The following is a 17,308-nucleotide window of genomic DNA, read 5'->3' on the forward strand; positions in this document are numbered from 1 at the left end:
CGCTTCAATGTTCGATACGTATGATGGACAAGGATTGTGTATAATAACAGACATATACTTGAACGGCATCTAAGGAGGCAAATGGCATGGAGGAAAGAGAGTGGCTAAAAGCACAATTAAAAGAGATTGAAAAATGGGAGAAAGACCAGCAAAAGGTATGGTTTTGGGAGAAACTTAGCCGGCTTCCATTTCAAATGCTGGACAAGCTGACCCCTGCCTTTATTCAAAAGAAAATCGGTGTGTTATTAGATGAGATGGGGCACTACATTCAATCAGGCGGTGTCTATTTGACGTCAGAGAAAGGCATTATTCATCAATTTCAAAAGAAATGTGCCGATGAATCGATTCAGCGTATTGAAGATATTGAGGCGGCTCCGATCGAGGTTATGGATGTCATTAGTGATCAGATGGGGAAAAACCGAACAAACCTCGCCACTGTACAAGGTGCGACAACAGGTGTCGGAGGTATGTTTACATTAGCGGCAGATATTCCGGCTGTCCTCGGTCTCTCTTTAAAAACATTACAGGATATCGCCGTCACCTATGGCTATGATCCGAAAAATAAAGAAGAACGAGTCTTTATCATTAAATGTTTACAGTTGAATTCTGCTGACGTTGTTGGGAAAAAATCAATATTAAAAGAGCTGAAGAGCTATCATGCATCAGAAGGGAAGCACGAAAACATGATCTCTCAAATTCAAGGATGGCGTGAGGTCGTATATAACTACCGTGATTCGTTTGGCTGGAAGAAGCTGTTTCAACTTGTCCCAATTGCGGGGATTTTGTTTGGTGCAGCGTCCAACCGCTCACAGTTAAAAGGAATTGCCGAAACAGGCATCATGCAATATCGAAAGCGCAGAATATTAACAAGATTAGAGGAGCTCGCTCAGCAAGAACAGCGTGACTCCGGCGCATAAAAAAATCCCTTTCTCGAAGGGATTTTTTATTTGGTCTCAGCATCTTCTTCAAACGCTTGAATCGGAGAATATTCATAGCGTGCCCGGAGCTCGCGGATTTGTTTGATCAAGGTGGAACCGATGATCCTTTCTGCTTCATCATACAAAGGATCGAGCGCCTTCATCCATTTTTGCCGCTCTGCTGGTGTTAATTCGTGTATGGCAATTGGAGATTCGCGTTTAATATCCTCCAGCTGATCCTTGTTCATTTGTTCGGCATGTTTTTCGTTCCATGCCGTTGTTTCTTCCATCGCTTCGAGTAAAATTCGCTTCGTCTCAGGCGTTTGACGATCAAAAAAGGATTGATCTGTTAAGACGACATACCCTAAATACCCGTGATTACTGATCGTCATATAGTCTTGTATATGATAGAATTTTTTTGAATAAATATTTGAAATTGTATTTTCTTCACCGTCTACTTTTTTTGTTTCTAGCAGCTGAAAAGTTGAATTAAACGATTCCTGATAGGGTTTTGCGCCAAGAAGCTTGAATTGCTTTTCAATCATATCACTTTGCATAATACGGAGAGATTGCTTTTTTAAATCACTAGGCTGCTTGATTGGGCCTTTATTCGAAGTGATTTGCTTAAAGCCATTTGTCCAGTAGGCCATTCCCTTTAGTCCGTCTTTTTGCAGTGTGCCGAACAGTCTCTGTCCAATCGCACCATGTAACCCTTCTTGGACAGCATCGTAGTTAGAAAAGGCAAAGGGCAGATCAAGTGCCAGCCATTCAGGGGACAGCATGCCGAGCTTTGACGTAGACGGAGCAATAAATTGAACTTGATTCTCTTTTAGTGCATTAATTTCTTCAATATCAGAATAAAGACTCCCGTTTGAAAAGATTTGAATGCTGATCCTGCCGTCGGATTTTTCATGAACAAGCTCAGCAAATTTCTTTGCAGCCAGCCCTTTTGGGGTATTATCGGCGACAACATGGCTGAATTTGAACACAAGCTGATCCTTCAGCCCAGTCTGTTCATCGTCGAAGATCGTCGCTGATTTAGGCATCATATGATAAAAACCAAAGTATAAAGCGGTTACAAAACCGATGATGAGCAATAGCGTATAGGCGAGTAAATTCTTCATGCGTCAGATCCCCCTTATGTCAAGGATACTTGACAGAGGAAGAATTCGTAAAGATACAGGTGAAAAAATGATGAGAAATCGACTGAAATTACAACAATTATCTATTAGATGGAAGCTCACCATCCTCACATATTTCGTTGTCATTTTTGCCCTTTTAATCGGAGGAATTGTTCTAGTCGGGGGAATTCAGCAAACAGAGGAACGAGAACTTCGAAAAAGGCTCATGAACACGGCAAGAACAGTAGCTGAGATGAATGAGGTAAAGCAGGCATTGGATGATCAGACAAAGGAGCGTGCTCGGTTGCAGCATGCCATTGAAGAGATTCGGATTATCCAAGATGCTGACTACATTGTTGTCATGGATATGGATCACGTGCGATTGACACATCCAGTAAAAACGAGGATTGGCCAGCGCTCTGAGGGGACAGATGAAGAACCTGCCTTTGCAGAGCATATCTATTTCTCAGAAGCACAGGGAGAGCTTGGCACAGCCATTAGAGCCTTTTATCCAGTAAAGGATGAAAAATTTAACCAAACAGGGGTTGTACTAGTCGGAAGAACATTGCCGAGTATGGCAGATATATTAGGAGAAATGAAGCAGGATATCCTCATGATCCTTTTGCTCACGCTCAGCTTTGGTCTTGTCGGTTCATTTTTGCTCGCCCGTCATATTAAACAGCAAATGTTTAAGCTGGAACCGCATGAGATTGTCAGAATGCTAGAGGAGCGCACCGCTACCTTTCATTCCATTAATGAAGGGGTCATTGCCATTGATAACCAGCACATGATCACCATTTTTAATGAAAAAGCAAAGCAAATTTTCAGCGTGACAGGTGATGTAGTGGGCCGAAATATTTGGGATGTGCTGTCAGATACAAGGCTTCCAGAAATCATTGACCGTGCAGAACCTGTCTACAATGAAGAAATTCATATGAGCGGAAAGCGGATCATGAGCAGCCGAATTCCGATTGTGATGAAAAAGAAAATCATCGGAGCGGTTGCGATTTTTCAGGACCGGACAGAGGCGGCCAAATTAGCGGAGGAATTAACCGGGGTGAAGAACTTCGTTGATGGCCTACGGGTGCAAAATCATGAACATATGAATAAGCTTCATACAATTGCGGGATTAATTCAGCTGGGGAAAGCCGATCAAGCACTCGATTTAGCGTTTCAAACGACCGAAGAGCAGGAGCATGTGACGGACTTTCTCCACCGTGTGATACAGCATGACGCAGTGGCAGGTTTATTGATGAGCAAGATAAGAAGGGGCAAGGAGCTAGGCATAAAGGTTGAAGTAGATGAAAATAGCAGTCTGCGCGATTTCCCAGAGCGGCTGGATCAGCATGATATGACGAAGCTACTTGGCAACCTGATCGAGAACGCCTTTGCCGCGTATGATACTGTAGAAAGAGACACAAAACTCATTTCTATTAGTATTGATCAAACAGAGGATGTCCTCGCGATCTTAATTGAAGATTATGGATCTGGAATAGAAGAGGACATGATTCCTCATATTTTCGACAAAGGCTTTACTCACGGTAAAGAAGGCGGAACAGGCTACGGACTGTATATTGTAAAAACGATTATCGACAAAGGGATGGGAAATGTAGAAGTCACATCAAGCATCGGCATTGGTACCACCTTCTCAATCGAATTCCCAATGACAATAGAGGAGAGAGACAGATGACTCAGATTAAGGTGCTATTAATTGAAGATGACCCGATGGTGCAAGAAGTCAATAAAGAGTTCATTAAGAGTGTCCCTGGCTTTCAAGTTGCGGCTGTAGCAGGAAATGGCGAGCAGGGCATCCAGCTGATCAAAGACATTCGTCCAGATCTTGTGGTGCTCGATGTGTATATGCCTAAAAAAGATGGCGTCAAAACACTGCAAGACATCAGAAAGCAAAAGATGCAGGTGGATGTGATTGTTATTTCGGCAGCAAAGGACAAAGAGACGATCGGCACCATGCTTCAAAATGGTGCCCGAGATTATATCATTAAGCCATTTAAGTTTGAACGGATGAAAGAATCTCTTGAAAGCTATAAAGCGTTCAAATCAAAAATTCGTACCGCAGCAGAATTTTCTCAAGAGATGCTCGATGATATCATACGAAAGCCTGCAGTTAAGCAGGAAGAGACATGGCTTCCTAAGGGGCTGAATGTGCATACGATGAATGAAATTAAAGCCTATATGCGTCTGCAAGAAGGAGCGCAGTCTGCAGAGGAAGTCGCCAATGCACTTGGGATTGCACGTGTCACGGCACGCCGTTATTTAGACTTCCTTGTAAAAGAAGGCGAGCTGAAATTAGATATGCAATATGGCGGGGTCGGACGCCCTGTGAATAAATATATCGTACATTCTGACTAAGAGACCAAAAAGACCAAAATGTACGATATGTCCATAAGCTTCACAGCCTTTGATGAAATCGCTATCATTTACCTACAGATAACAGTTAAGCGTTTACATCAAAGGGTGAGGGAGTTGATTTTTTATGAAGAGGCTATTGAAGAACTTGACATTTCAGGTCATTGCAGCTGTCATTATCGGGATCATTGTTGGGATGGTTTGGCCAAACGTCGGGAAAGAAATGAAGCCGCTTGGTGATACATTTATTAATGCAGTGAAAATGGTCATTGCACCCATTATTTTCTTAACCATCGTACTTGGGATTGCCAAGATGGGGGATATGAAAAAGGTTGGAAAAGTTGGGGGAAAAGCTTTTATCTATTTCGAAGTTGTGACGACGCTTGCGCTTGTCATTGGACTGTTTGTGGTCAATATCATGAAGCCGGGAGCGGGTCTTGACTATAGTAAGCTTGAAAAAGGGGATGTCTCGCAATATACCCAAAATGGGGGACAGGGTATCGACTGGATGGAGTTTGTCACACACATTGTGCCATCTAACATGGTAGATGCCTTTGCAAAGGGAGATATTTTACAGGTCTTATTCTTCTCTATTTTATTCGGTGTTGCGCTCGCTGCACTTGGCGAGAAGGGGAAAGGCATCATCGAATGGCTTGATAAGCTGTCGCTTGTCTTCTTTAAAATCATTGGTTACATCATGCGTGCCGCGCCATTAGGGGCATTTGGAGCAATGGCTTATACAATCGGACACTTCGGTTTAGCTTCAATTAAACCACTGGCTAGTCTGATGCTTTCCGTTTATATGACGATGTTCTTGTTTATTTTCGTCGTGCTGAACATCATTTGTAAAATGTATGGCTTCAGCCTGTTCGGTTATCTCCGTTTTATCAAAGATGAAATTTTAATTGTTCTTGGCACAAGTTCTTCAGAATCTGTCTTGCCAAGAATGATGGATAAAATGGAACGCTACGGGTGCTCTAAGTCGGTTGTTGGACTTGTCATTCCGACAGGCTATTCTTTTAACTTAGATGGAACCTCAATCTACTTGTCCATGGCCGTGGTCTTCTTAGCGCAAGTGTTTGGGGTGGATCTATCCATCGGACAGCAGATCACGATTATCCTTGTTCTGATGCTCACATCAAAGGGAGCAGCTGGAGTCACAGGAAGCGGATTTATCGTGCTGGCTTCTACACTTGCTGCACTTCAGGTTATCCCGCTAGAAGGTCTTGCACTGCTATTAGGGGTCGACCGTTTCATGAGTGAAGGAAGAGCGATTACGAACCTGATTGGAAATGGAATTGCTACAATTGTTGTAGCGAAAAGTGAAGGGGAATTTGACGAAGCGAAGAGTAAAACAGCGCTACAGGAAATGCGAAATATCAAGCAGGCTGTCTAGTATAAAAACAACCAAAAACCGAAACCTTATGTCTACATGGGGTTCGGTTTTTTCTTGTGTAAAAAAGAAAAAACATAAAAGCTTGATTAATTTAGGACGAATCGTAAGACCTCATTGACCTTTTGTTATATAATTTACAGAAAGATCCGATATAATGAATATGAGATCCAACGAAAAATAGACTTTAGTCCTGGCAGGTGTGTAACGTATGGCGGCATTTTTTAAATTGTTTGAAAAACCTGGTGTCAAGAGGTTTTCAGTATTTGTAGTATTAGCCACAGCATTATATCTATTAAGAGGAATGATGAATTTAATCCTCCTGACCTTCATTTTCACTTTTTTAATGAACCGGTTAGAAGAGGTCATAAGAGGCTTTTTAAATCGCTTCCTGAAAATAGGACAGAAATCAGTCATCACCATTTTGTACATCCTTCTGGCTGGTGGATTGACGTTTGGCGGCTTTGTGTTTGTGCCCATCATTGCTAAACAGGTGGAACAGTTATTTCATTTAGGGAAAAAGATTGCAGATCATCCACAAGATTTACCCTTCTTTGACGTCGTCACCAATGTGTTCGGAGATTTCAAAATATCTTCTTTCTTCGAGAAAGGGTTTAATTTCCTCTATACATACTTAACAGATTTCAGCACGTTCAGTATCCAGGTCATTATGTCCTTAATATTAAGCATGTTCTTCCTGTTCGAAAAGGAACGCCTCATTCAATTCATGAATAAGTTCAAAACGAGTAAAATCTCCGTGTTCTATCATGAAATTGCCTTCTTTGGACGTAAGTTTTCCAGAACATTTGGTAAGGTACTTGAAGCACAGTTCATCATTGCAACAGTTAACTGTGTCTTAACGACAATTGCGCTTGGCATTATGGGCTTCCCGCAATTATTTGGATTAGCGGTCATGGTCTTCTTGTTAGGTTTAATTCCGGTAGCGGGTGTGGTCATCTCCCTCGTTCCACTCAGCATCATTGCGTATACACTTGGAGGCGGAATGTACGTCCTATATATTGTGCTGGTGATCGTGATCATCCATGCCATTGAAGCCTACTTCTTAAATCCGAAGCTCATGTCAGCTAAAACAGAGCTCCCTATTTTCTTCACGTTTATTGTCCTGATCTTTTCTGAACACTATATTGGCATTTGGGGACTGATTATCGGCATCCCAATCTTTGTGTTTATCTTAGATATCTTGGAGGTCACGAATAAGGAAGAAAGTAATTAAAAAGTTCATATGAACCTGTTTACAATTTTCTAAAAATAAGGTATAAATAGTATGAAAATATCATATTACCACACGCTTAATCCTTCTAAAGGAATGGGGGACCCAAGTTTTTGGGGTGAATTTTTCTTATTTAAGAAAAAAGGACATCTCTTCGTCCTAACCCGTCAGCTAACCTCATCAGCGTGAAGAGAGTAGACAGTGGTACACGTATGGACACGCAGGCCCACGAGAAGACTCTCTCGTGGGCCTTTTTGACGAGGAAGGGGAGATTTTATTGAAGCTTGCGACGAAAATTATTATTGCTTTAATTGTAGGTGCAATCACAGGACTACTGCTCAACATTTTTGCTCCAAATGTATTCAAAGTGTTAGACCCTTATCTATTTACACCTCTAGGTCAAATCTTCTTAAACCTGATTAAAATGTTAGTTGTACCGATTGTCTTCTTTTCGATCACACTTGGTGTAGCAGGCCTTGGCGATCCGAAAAAACTTGGCAGAATCGGCGTAAAAACCATTACTTACTTTCTACTCACTACGACTTTTGCCATCATTATTGGCATTTCATTGGCCTTACTTATTAAGCCAGGCACATTTGGCAATTTTGATACGAAAGCGGCAGAATATTCCGCTGAGGAAGCCCCATCAATGGCAGACACACTACTCAATATTATTCCAACCAATCCAGTCCAATCTCTAGTTGAAGGAAATATGCTTCAAATTATCGTCTTCTGTGTATTTTTAGGTCTTGGCATTGCCTTGCTCGGTAAAAAAACAGAAGGTTTGCTGAAGCTGTTTGAACAAGGAAATGAATTAATGATGTATCTTGTCGGTGTTGTGATGAAATTCGCACCGTACGGGACATTCGGTTTGATCGCAACGGCGATTGGCAGTCAGGGGCTCGATGCCATGAAAGCGATGGGACTTTACTTCTCAGTCGTCTTAATTGCGCTGATCTTGCATTTCTTCCTGACCTATGGGTCAACCGTTGCCCTATTAGCTAAACGAAATCCAATGGCATTCTTCAAAGGATTTTCTCCAGCGATGGTTGTGGCATTTAGTACATCAAGCAGTAACGCAGTGCTGCCAGTATCAATGGAAACAGCTCAAAAGCGCTTAAAGGTGCCAGAACCTATTTCAAGCTTTGTGCAGCCGCTAGGTGCGACCATTAATATGGATGGTACAGCGATCATGCAAGGGGTTGCGACTATTTTTATCGCACAAGTGTATGGAGTTGAATTAACCCTTGTTCAAATGCTGACAGTTGTCTTAACGGCAGTACTAGCAAGTATTGGCACAGCAGGTGTCCCAGGGGTAGGGCTCATCATGCTAGCCATGGTTTTAAATTCCGTGAATCTTCCTGTTGAGGGCATTGCGCTGATCCTTGGCATAGACCGCTTATTAGACATGGCAAGAACCGTGGTCAATATTACAGGTGACGCAGCATGTGCGGTGATTGTATCTGAAACCGAGAAGAAACATGAGAAGGAAGCACCAACACCTAATTTATCACTGTAACAACAAAAAGGGCTGACTGGATCAGCCCTTTTTTTCGTGGAACGGCTTGTCTAGCGTGATATACTTTTTACAGGATGAGCGGCCGTAACTGCCGCCATAGGTTTTACATCAGAAGGAGGAACCACTTTGCAGTCTGCTGTTCTACACATAGAGAACGTCGATAAACAAATTGGCCGGCATCAAATTTTGCAACATATTTCGATGGACATTAGGCAAGGAGAAATTGTCGGTTTACTTGGACCGAATGGGTCTGGAAAAACGACCTTGATTCGATTGATTGTTGGCTTGATGAAAAAAAACAACGGCCGGATCATCATTAATGGATATTCTCAAGATGATGATCATCTAAAAGCGATGTCATCTGTTGGGGCGATCATAGAAAATCCGGAATTTTATTCATATTTAACAGGTTTTGAAAACCTTGAGCTGTATGCGTCTATGCATGATGGAGTTTCAGAAGAGCGCATTTTTGAAGTGGTAAAAAGAGTTCGTCTGGAGCACGCCATTCACCAGAAGGTCAAAACGTATTCACTAGGGATGAAACAAAGGCTCGGGATTGCACAAGCCATTTTGCATAAGCCCAATCTGCTCATTTTAGATGAACCAACAAATGGGCTTGATCCCGCAGGAATGAAGGAGTTTCGAGAGCACTTGCAAATGCTTGTACAAGAAGAAGGTGTCTCTGTGTTATTTGCTACACATCTTTTGCATGAAGTAGAAGAGCTTTGTGACCGCATGATCATCATCCAAAAAGGACAGATCAAAGCCAATACAAATCTTCGCGACATGGAAGGAAAAGAGCAGGTGCTGATGAATATTCAGCCAGTAGAAAAGGCAGTTTCATGGCTAGAGACGCAAGGATATACATATGAACAAAGGGAGCAGCATGTGCTGGTTCAACTGAAAAAAGACCGTGTGCCGGAGCTGAATAAACAGCTTGTCTTAGCAGAATTTGATGTACTTGAAATGACGCCTCAAAAACAATCAATTGAAGAGGCCTTTATGAAATGGACGGAAGGCGGGACGGCAGATGCTTCAACTCATCAAGAATGAACATAAAAAAATCACGAGACAAAAGATCACATTCATTGCACTTGGACTGATTGTTGTCTTTCAATTGACGATGGCTCTAGCATTGAAACGAGTCATTTCCGGGCTTGGCGGGCAAGATACAGTCGCGAACTATTTTGCTTATTCCACGAATGTTGTGTTTATTTTACAAGTGTTCGCTGTCGTGATTGGCGCCACATTGATCTCAACAGAGTTTCAAAAAAGAACCATCAAGTTCTTGTTGATCAGGCCGAAGACAAGGCTTCATATTTTCTTGTCAAAATATATCACACTTGTGCTGATGGTCCTTTACCTGTTTGTTTTTTATTATGTGTTCGCTTTTCTTTTTGGCCTTATTTTCTTTGGTACTGATTTTGATGAAAGCACTGGGCGGTTATTTCTGCACACATTTGTTGTGATTGGATCACAGTGGGTGGAAGTAGTCATGATGGCAAGCTTTGCTTTTCTGTGCTCAAGTTTGTTTAGAAACAGTCTGATTGCACTTGTGACTTCATTTTTCGTCTTATACGCGGCGAAATCATTAGTGTCGATCATGTCTCTGTTAGAAAATCAGTGGGGGAAAATTCTACTTTTCGCTAATACGGACTTCACACAATACAGTTTTCAAGGTCCGCCGCTCTTTCAGGGCATGAGCCCTCTGTTTTCGCTATTCATTGTAGGGGCGCATTTCGTTTTCTTTGTTGGTGCTGCTTGGCTCCTTTTTTGGAAGCGTGATGTAAATGTGTAAAAATTGTGTCAAATAACAAGAAAAATTCGTGACATCTTTGTGAAAACGAGTCTGTATTTCACGATAACCGGCTGGTTTTGTCTTATAATAAGACAGAGTCATGGAGGTGGCACTATCGTGAAAAATTTTATTACGGCTTTACCTATTTTGTTGCTGTTGTCGTTTTCGTTTGTGTCTTTTGCCTTCCAGTTTGATCATCTTGTTTATTTCAGACTAGCGCTAGGGATCTTTTCATTAGCGGGTCTTTTCTTTCTGTATACACTTAAAAGAAACATGAAATGGTTCATGGTCTATTTATATGCGAGCTGGATCGTTCTTGCTGCCGTTACGACATTTGAAGAACCCGTGTTTTCACAATTCTTCTTTGGTGGTTTAACGATGACAATGGGTTATCTAACATATATGCTCATCTATTTAGGAATGAAACAAGACCGTGTAGCGAAATCACATTAAAACAAAAGCCGATAAAATCGAAGAATAGATTTTATCGGCTTTTTCTTTTCTTCAGGCAAATAAAAAAGCAGCCATCTGTTTGACTGCTCTTCTTGTGTTTATGATTCACGTCCAGCAGCGGCAAGCTGCTTCTGGTGCTTTTTGTCGATGGTTGCGTATATACTTTCCATCATCTTAGGGTCTCGCATGATCGCTTCCTTGTTTTCTTCAATCAATTGCTGATACGTTTTGATTTTCTTCTTAGACATGTAACTCAACGCTCCTTTGGTAGAATGGACTCTATAAGATTTCACACAGATGAAATTGATAATCATTTTCAATTAGCAACTCCATTATACAAAGCAGAATGTCATAAGTAAAGATTCAATTCAGAAAATTCACGTAACCGACATATTCCCATCCATATCGACGATGAATTCTTTCCCAGGAAATAATCCGCTGTCAAACCTTGTCATGAAATCAGATCAAACATTCCTGCCGATGTTGAAACATTTTAGCCGCACATCTCGTCTTATGAAGAGACTTGATTTAAAAGGATATAAAAAAAGACACCAGCATGAGTTGGCTGATGTCTCCATTCAAATGAGTTATGAAACGTGTTCTTGAAGAAACTCTGTGACTTCTTCAGGTGATTTAGCGTTGGCACTGTGTAAATGACCTGTTTTTTCGCCATTTTTGAAAATTAACAGGCTAGGAATTCCCATGACCTGATACGTTTCAGCTAACTCAGGAAAGTCGTCTTTGTTTATTTCAAACCATTCATTCTGAGCATAAGCCTCTAAGATGTCTGGAATGAACATGTCCATTCTAGTGCAATCAGGGCACCATGTCGCAAAGAATTTAACGATGACCTCTTTGTCTGATTGAATGATTTCGTTGAATTGTTCAGTGCTTGTAATTTTTTTCAATTTGTCACAACTCCTTTTCAATGTCATTTTAATATAAAATAAAGGCGAATGACATACAAATGCTCGGGGGGCGCTTACAACCTTTACAAATCATTTCAATTCCGTAACAACAAAAATTAATTAGAGCATTTTTGCTTGAAAGTGATAAGATAGTAAAGATGAATTTTAGTGGGGGGAGTATCCATTGAAAATAAGTTTAGGATTGGTTTACGGCGGAAAGTCAGCCGAACATAATGTATCACTGCAAACAGCCCTTGCAGTTACGAAAGCACTTAACACTGAGAAGTTCGATATACATCCAATTTATATTACAGAAGAGGGCGAATGGCTAAGAGGAGAAAAACTCACTGAACCAGTATCAAACGTCAAAATGCTTCAATTTGAACAAAATGCAAAGACGTTTTTACCAACTTCTTTAAATGAAAGCATGTTTCCACAGCCTGCATCAGCTGATGAAAAGATTGATGTCGTCTTTCCATTGCTACATGGGCCAAATGGTGAAGATGGGACCATGCAAGGGTTACTTGAACTAATGAATATCCCGTATGTCGGTAACGGCGTTCTCGCGTCTGCTGCGGGTATGGATAAAGTCATGATGAAAGATGTGTTTGCTCAAGCTGGGCTTGCGCAGGCAAAGCATCTTTCCTTCAATAAAAAGGATTATGAGAAAGCCATATCAGACAGTCTAGAACAGGTAGAAGCAGTTCTCGGGTATCCTTGTTTTGTGAAACCTGCCAACATGGGATCAAGTGTCGGAATTAGTAAATGCCGCAGCAAAGAAGAGCTGCAAACAGCATTTGATTTGGCTTTCCAATATGATCGTCGTGTTGTTGTGGAAGAAGGCGTTGTAGGACGAGAAATTGAAATTGGTGTATTAGGAAATGACGAGCCGAAATGCTCAGTCGTTGGTGAAATTGCACCTAAAACAGATTTTTATGACTACAAAGCAAAATATGAAGATGGCGATACAGATTTGATCATTCCTGCGAGTGTGTCAGAGGAAGAGTACAAGACAATTCACGATATGGCGATTAAGGCATTTAAAGCCATTGATGGATCTGGCCTCGTACGTGCAGATTTCTTCCTAACAGAAGAAGGCGAAGTGCTGATCAATGAAGTGAATACAATGCCAGGGTTCACACCTTTTAGTATGTTCCCGCTGCTTTGGAAACATACTGGTGTAGAGTATCCTGAGCTGATTGAGAAGCTGGTGTCACTTGCAATTGAACGCCATCAAGAAAAACAAACCATTAAAACCACTTTTTAATGTAAGAAGCAAGCAGACACTATCCTACAGGTAGTGTCTCTTTTCCTTCAAACGTGATATGAGAAAGAGAGGCGAAAAAACATGATCAAACGTACAGTGAAACAAGTCGCCCAAATGGCTGGTGGCACATTATCGAATGAAGCTTTTGGCGAAGAACAGATACACGGAGTGACAACAGATACACGAAAAGTATCAAAAGGCGCACTATTTATCCCGCTTATCGGGGAACATTTTAACGGTCACACTTTTGCTTCAAAAGCAGTGGAGCTTGGAGCGGCAGCGGTTCTTTGGAATCAAACAGAAGCGAATCCACCGTTCGGTGTACCTGTCATACTTGTAGAGGATACTTTGACAGCACTCCAACAGCTTGCAAAATCATACTTAAAAGAGGAAAACCCTCGAGTTGTCGGTATTACTGGAAGTAATGGCAAAACAACGACGAAAGATATGATCCATTCTGTCCTACAAACGACATACAGAGTCCACAAAACAGATGGCAACTTTAATAATCACATTGGACTTCCACTGACCATCCTTGCGATGCCAGAAGGAACCGAGATTGCTGTACTAGAGATGGGCATGAGTGCAAAAGGGGAAATCGAATTTTTATCTAAACTCGCTGAACCTGATGCAGCTGTCATCACGAATATTGGAGAATCTCATATGCAGGATTTAGGATCAAGAGAAGCCATTGCAGATGCAAAATGTGAGATCACAAAAGGGTTAAAAGAGGATGGGACTTTTTATTATTTAGGAGACGAGCCTTTACTCCGCCAAAGAGCAAATGCCCTGGCACGCAGCGTAAAAACGTTTGGAGAATCAGAGGACTGTGATATCAAGGTGATTCACATTCACCAACTCGCTGAAGGCACTGAATTTCAAGTGGAGGGATATGCTCAAGGGTTTCTCATTCCTGTATTAGGGAAACACAATGTAAAGAATGCTCTTGCAGCTATTGCAATCGGCCAGCATTTCGGTCTGAATGAAAGACAAATTGCCCAAGGGCTGATGCAAACGAAATTGACAGGCATGCGTTTAGAACTGTTTAAAACAGATAAGGGCATCACGGTTATCAACGATGCGTATAATGCGAGTCCTACGTCGATGAAAGCAGCGATTGATCTTGTAGGAGATATGGATGGCTTTGCTAACCGCATACTCGTTCTCGGAGATATGCTGGAGATGGGCAGTGAAGAAGAGACCTATCATTTTGAAGTAGGGGAGTACATCAAGCCTGAGTTTATTGATCATGTTTTAACGTTTGGCCGTCTTGGCGCATTCATTGCTGAAGGAGCAAAGAAAGCATTTGGAGACGACCGCGTGTCTTCTTATATGGACAAAGAAGAATTGAAGAAAAAACTAGCGGATGTGGCAGGACCTGACGATGTCGTTCTGGTCAAAGCTTCCCGTGGCATGAGATTGGAAGACGTTATTACTGCACTATAAATCAGATCGGCAAAGAAGGTGACAGGGTGATTGGCTGTCTATGTATACACGGTTTTACTGGTGCCCCGTATGAAGTAGAGCCGCTTGCGGAATATTTAAAGCAGACGACAGATTGGACGGTACAATCTGTCACGCTTCCGGGGCATGGGGAGGAACTTCAGCTCAAAGGCATTCTCTATCAGGAGTGGATTGCCACCGCTGAATTAGAACTCTTATCCCTTTACCGAACATGTGACACCATTTATTTGGTCGGCTTTTCTATGGGCGGGATGATTGCCTCATATTTAGCAGCGAAGTATCCAGTGGCCCGTCTTGTTCTGTTAAGTGCTGCTGCTAAATATGTAAACCCAAAACAAATGATTCAAGACACAAGGCAGATGGTGAAGGAATCCTTGTCTGGTTTGATTGAGACGAACCCATTGTATGATCGATATCGTCATAAGCTGACGAGTACACCGCTATCAGCTGCTGTAGAATTTATGAAATTGGTGAAGCAAACGAAAGGTTCTCTTGAAAAGCTTCATCTACCTGTCTTGATCGTTCAAGGTGAAAGTGATGGGATCGTCCCCGCTTCTAGTGCAGAATTCATTTATCATAAAATCCCGTCCCGTCAGAAAGAAATGTTCTATTTACCTGATTGTAAACATCACGTTTGTCATGAGCCTTGTGCACAGCAATTGTTTGAGAAAGTAGAACAATTTCTAAAAAAAACAATTTAATCTATAGAAAAGCTAAAATGTGGCTAAACTAATATAAATTGAATCCCACTTGTTAAAATTTGCATCATTTTTGTCGAATGAGTGACAGGCCTATGTTACAATAGGTAAGAAAAGGTGGTCGATTCGGTTGTTTCAATATGACGGAAAAACCTTTATCCCGCAGTCTAATTCGAGCAATGGGGAAGTATCGGAAGGAACCATATTTCAATATCGTCAGGACGGGAATATTTTAACGGGCACATATCAAGGCGGCAATATTCAATCTGGCGTGCTTGTAGGAACTGTGAATAAAGACGGAGCACTTCATTTTAGATATCACCATGTAAGTAAGGATGGCAGCATGAGAAGCGGTTCATGTCATTCCACTCCTAAGCAGCTGGATAACGGAAAAATTCAACTGTTTGAAAAGTGGAAATGGATGGACGGAGATCAAAGTGAAGGTGAATCGGTCATTGTCGAGCAGTAGATATATCCATTTCTGTCTTGTTGAAAAACAAATAGTGTAATGGTAAGATATAATGTAGGGTAATTCGGGCTTTGTATATAATGGACCTGTCCTTTCATACAAAGGGCAGTTTTTAATGATCATTCACGAGATTACTGAAACAGCAATTAGAAGGAGTTTGAATAATTTGACTATAACGTTTCAAGATTTTCAATTAAGCGAAAGTCTCATGAAAGCTATTAACCGCATGGGATTTGAAGAAGCAACACCGATTCAAGCGGAAACAATTCCTCTCGGTCTTCAGAATAAAGATGTCATTGGACAAGCACAAACAGGAACAGGAAAAACTGCAGCGTTTGGTATTCCTCTTGTAGAAAAAATCGACCCAGCGTCTCCAAATATCCAAGCGATTATCATTGCGCCAACAAGAGAATTAGCGATTCAAGTATCTGAAGAGCTATACAAAATTGGCCAAGACAAGCGTGCGCGCGTACTTCCGATTTACGGTGGACAAGATATCGGTCGCCAAATCCGTTCGCTCAAGAAAAATCCTCATATCATCGTAGGGACTCCAGGACGTTTACTCGATCACATTAACCGTCGTACAATGCGTCTTCAAAATGTTGAAACAGTCGTGCTTGATGAAGCAGACGAAATGCTAAACATGGGTTTCATCGAAGACATTGAATCGATCCTTTCAAATGTACCAAGTGAACACCAAACACTTTTATTCTCTGCGACAATGCCTGCACCAATTAAGCGTATTGCAGAACGTTTCATGACAAACCCAGAACACGTAAAAGTAAAAGCGAAAGAAATGACTGTATCTAACATCCAGCAGTTCTACTTGGATATCCATGAACGTAAAAAGTTTGATACATTGACTCGTCTTCTTGACATTCAATCACCTGAGCTTTCAATTGTCTTCGGCCGTACAAAGCGCCGCGTTGACGAATTGACTGAAGCACTGAACCTTAGAGGTTATACAGCTGAAGGAATTCATGGTGACTTGACTCAAGCGAAACGTATGGTTGCGCTTCGTAAATTCAAAGAAGGTTCAATCGATGTGCTTGTAGCAACAGACGTTGCAGCACGTGGACTTGATATTTCAGGCGTAACACACGTGTATAACTTTGACGTGCCACAAGATCCAGAAAGCTATGTACACCGTATTGGACGTACTGGACGTGCTGGACGTACAGGTATGGCGATGACATTCATCACACCACGTGAAAAAGATATGCTTCGTGCGATCGAGCAAACAACTAAACGTAAAATGGATCGTATGAAAGAACCAACACTAGATGAGGCAATCGAAGGACAACAACAAGTAACTATTGATCGTCTGCGCACAATCATCAGTGAAAACAATTTAAACTTCTACATGACAGCAGCTGCTGAATTGTTAGAAGATCATGATTCTGTCACAGTGGTTGCGGCTGCCATCAAAATGATGACAAAAGAGCCAGATGCAACGCCTGTTCGTTTGACAGATGAAGCACCAATGGTTTCAAAACGCAATCGTAACAACCGCAGCTCTTCAAAACGTAGAGACGGTGGCGGCGGAGGCGGCTATCGCGGAAAAAGCCGTTCATCTTACGGTGATAAAAAGCGTTCTTCAAATGACCGCAATCGTTCTTCTAACGATCGTCGTCAAAAGAAATCTTATAACAACTAATTCAAAAGCGAATCCTTTGCAGGGTTCGCTTTTTTTAACAGGCCTA

At 41.6% G+C, this 17,308-nt stretch carries 17 protein-coding genes and 1 riboswitch; of the genes, 14 read left to right on the forward strand and 3 right to left on the reverse strand.

The features are described from left to right. The first annotated feature begins 86 nt into the window (after positions 1 to 86). Positions 87 to 917 carry an EcsC family protein gene (locus NSQ52_RS02580; RefSeq protein ID WP_342473889.1) on the forward strand — a complete coding sequence of 277 codons (831 nt, stop codon included), beginning with the start codon at positions 87 to 89 and terminating at the stop codon, positions 915 to 917. A gap of 26 nt (positions 918 to 943) precedes the next feature. Here NSQ52_RS02580 and NSQ52_RS02585 read toward each other — a convergent pair whose 3' ends face one another. Continuing rightward, complete coding sequence (locus NSQ52_RS02585; RefSeq protein ID WP_096881033.1) at positions 944 to 2,041, reverse strand: TRAP transporter substrate-binding protein; 1,098 nt, start codon at positions 2,039 to 2,041, stop codon at positions 944 to 946. Between the two features lie 82 nt (positions 2,042 to 2,123). On the opposite strand from NSQ52_RS02585, the gene NSQ52_RS02590 reads away from it, so the two are divergent. The 8 genes from NSQ52_RS02590 (at position 2,124) to NSQ52_RS02625 (ending at position 10,799) form a co-directional block, all read left to right on the forward strand. Beyond that, a complete protein-coding gene (locus tag NSQ52_RS02590) occupies positions 2,124 to 3,728 on the forward strand; it encodes a sensor histidine kinase (protein WP_162837050.1) in 1,605 nt (534 codons plus the stop codon). Continuing rightward, the gene (locus tag NSQ52_RS02595) at positions 3,725 to 4,408 is read left to right on the forward strand and encodes a response regulator (protein WP_039166112.1); all 684 of its coding nucleotides are present in this window, start codon (positions 3,725 to 3,727) and stop codon (positions 4,406 to 4,408) included. Before NSQ52_RS02590 ends, NSQ52_RS02595 begins: the two co-directional genes overlap by 4 nt. Before the next feature lie 124 nt (positions 4,409 to 4,532). Next, positions 4,533 to 5,801, forward strand: a complete 1,269-nt coding sequence (dctP, locus tag NSQ52_RS02600; protein WP_007496516.1) for a C4-dicarboxylate transporter DctP — start codon at positions 4,533 to 4,535, stop codon at positions 5,799 to 5,801. 208 nt (positions 5,802 to 6,009) lie between these two features. Further along, entirely contained in the window at positions 6,010 to 7,032 is a 1,023-nt protein-coding gene (locus NSQ52_RS02605) for an AI-2E family transporter (RefSeq protein ID WP_007496515.1), read from the forward strand. A 63-nt stretch (positions 7,033 to 7,095) separates the two neighbouring features. Beyond that, positions 7,096 to 7,229: riboswitch (cyclic di-AMP (ydaO/yuaA leader) on the forward strand. Between the two features lie 77 nt (positions 7,230 to 7,306). Then, a complete protein-coding gene (locus tag NSQ52_RS02610; RefSeq protein WP_026050049.1) occupies positions 7,307 to 8,548 on the forward strand; it encodes a dicarboxylate/amino acid:cation symporter in 1,242 nt (413 codons plus the stop codon). A gap of 126 nt (positions 8,549 to 8,674) precedes the next feature. Further along, on the forward strand, positions 8,675 to 9,601 hold the full coding sequence (locus tag NSQ52_RS02615; RefSeq protein WP_024720481.1) for an ABC transporter ATP-binding protein: 927 nt from the start codon (positions 8,675 to 8,677) through the stop codon (positions 9,599 to 9,601). Continuing rightward, entirely contained in the window at positions 9,579 to 10,346 is a 768-nt protein-coding gene (locus NSQ52_RS02620; RefSeq protein WP_342473890.1) for an ABC transporter permease, read from the forward strand. Before NSQ52_RS02615 ends, NSQ52_RS02620 begins: the two co-directional genes overlap by 23 nt. Before the next feature lie 117 nt (positions 10,347 to 10,463). Further along, on the forward strand, positions 10,464 to 10,799 hold the full coding sequence (locus NSQ52_RS02625) for a hypothetical protein (protein WP_017366657.1): 336 nt from the start codon (positions 10,464 to 10,466) through the stop codon (positions 10,797 to 10,799). A 98-nt stretch (positions 10,800 to 10,897) separates the two neighbouring features. Here NSQ52_RS02625 and fbpB read toward each other — a convergent pair whose 3' ends face one another. Next, positions 10,898 to 11,047: a Fur-regulated basic protein FbpB gene (gene fbpB / locus NSQ52_RS02630; protein ID WP_017366658.1), complete on the reverse strand. Its 150-nt coding sequence runs from the start codon at positions 11,045 to 11,047 to the stop codon at positions 10,898 to 10,900. A gap of 339 nt (positions 11,048 to 11,386) precedes the next feature. After that, on the reverse strand, positions 11,387 to 11,707 hold the full coding sequence (locus NSQ52_RS02635) for a thioredoxin family protein (protein WP_008346934.1): 321 nt from the start codon (positions 11,705 to 11,707) through the stop codon (positions 11,387 to 11,389). Positions 11,708 to 11,891: 184 nt separating this feature from the next. Here NSQ52_RS02635 and NSQ52_RS02640 point away from each other — a divergent pair, with 184 nt between their 5' ends. The 5 genes from NSQ52_RS02640 to NSQ52_RS02660 all read left to right on the forward strand — a co-directional run bounded on the left by NSQ52_RS02640 (position 11,892) and on the right by NSQ52_RS02660 (position 17,262). Then, entirely contained in the window at positions 11,892 to 12,974 is a 1,083-nt protein-coding gene (locus NSQ52_RS02640; RefSeq protein WP_039169882.1) for a D-alanine--D-alanine ligase, read from the forward strand. Positions 12,975 to 13,055: 81 nt separating this feature from the next. Beyond that, positions 13,056 to 14,420: a UDP-N-acetylmuramoyl-tripeptide--D-alanyl-D-alanine ligase gene (murF, locus tag NSQ52_RS02645; RefSeq protein WP_024720484.1), complete on the forward strand. Its 1,365-nt coding sequence runs from the start codon at positions 13,056 to 13,058 to the stop codon at positions 14,418 to 14,420. A 26-nt stretch (positions 14,421 to 14,446) separates the two neighbouring features. Continuing rightward, positions 14,447 to 15,139, forward strand: a complete 693-nt coding sequence (locus NSQ52_RS02650) for an alpha/beta fold hydrolase (protein ID WP_045035109.1) — start codon at positions 14,447 to 14,449, stop codon at positions 15,137 to 15,139. A gap of 127 nt (positions 15,140 to 15,266) precedes the next feature. After that, entirely contained in the window at positions 15,267 to 15,605 is a 339-nt protein-coding gene (locus NSQ52_RS02655; RefSeq protein ID WP_342473891.1) for a n-acetylglutamate synthase, read from the forward strand. A 166-nt stretch (positions 15,606 to 15,771) separates the two neighbouring features. Continuing rightward, a complete protein-coding gene (locus tag NSQ52_RS02660; protein WP_041507152.1) occupies positions 15,772 to 17,262 on the forward strand; it encodes a DEAD/DEAH box helicase in 1,491 nt (496 codons plus the stop codon). The last annotated feature ends 46 nt before the right edge of the window (positions 17,263 to 17,308 follow it).

The sequence above is a fragment of the Bacillus sp. FSL W8-1141 genome, from assembly GCF_038593205.1.
GTDB classification, from domain to species: Bacteria; Bacillota; Bacilli; order Bacillales; family Bacillaceae; genus Bacillus; species Bacillus altitudinis.

What these genes read in the sequence shown, in the direction of transcription:
- NSQ52_RS02580 (WP_342473889.1), top strand. Translation starts at nt 87, where the DNA reads ATGGAGGAAAGAGAGTGGCTAAAAGCACAATTAAAAGAGATTGAAAAA.
- NSQ52_RS02585 (WP_096881033.1), bottom strand. Translation starts at nt 2,041, where the DNA reads ATGAAGAATTTACTCGCCTATACGCTATTGCTCATCATCGGTTTTGTA.
- NSQ52_RS02595 (WP_039166112.1), top strand. Translation starts at nt 3,725, where the DNA reads ATGACTCAGATTAAGGTGCTATTAATTGAAGATGACCCGATGGTGCAA.
- dctP (WP_007496516.1), top strand. Translation starts at nt 4,533, where the DNA reads ATGAAGAGGCTATTGAAGAACTTGACATTTCAGGTCATTGCAGCTGTC.
- NSQ52_RS02605 (WP_007496515.1), top strand. Translation starts at nt 6,010, where the DNA reads ATGGCGGCATTTTTTAAATTGTTTGAAAAACCTGGTGTCAAGAGGTTT.
- NSQ52_RS02620 (WP_342473890.1), top strand. Translation starts at nt 9,579, where the DNA reads ATGCTTCAACTCATCAAGAATGAACATAAAAAAATCACGAGACAAAAG.
- fbpB (WP_017366658.1), bottom strand. Translation starts at nt 11,047, where the DNA reads ATGTCTAAGAAGAAAATCAAAACGTATCAGCAATTGATTGAAGAAAAC.
- murF (WP_024720484.1), top strand. Translation starts at nt 13,056, where the DNA reads ATGATCAAACGTACAGTGAAACAAGTCGCCCAAATGGCTGGTGGCACA.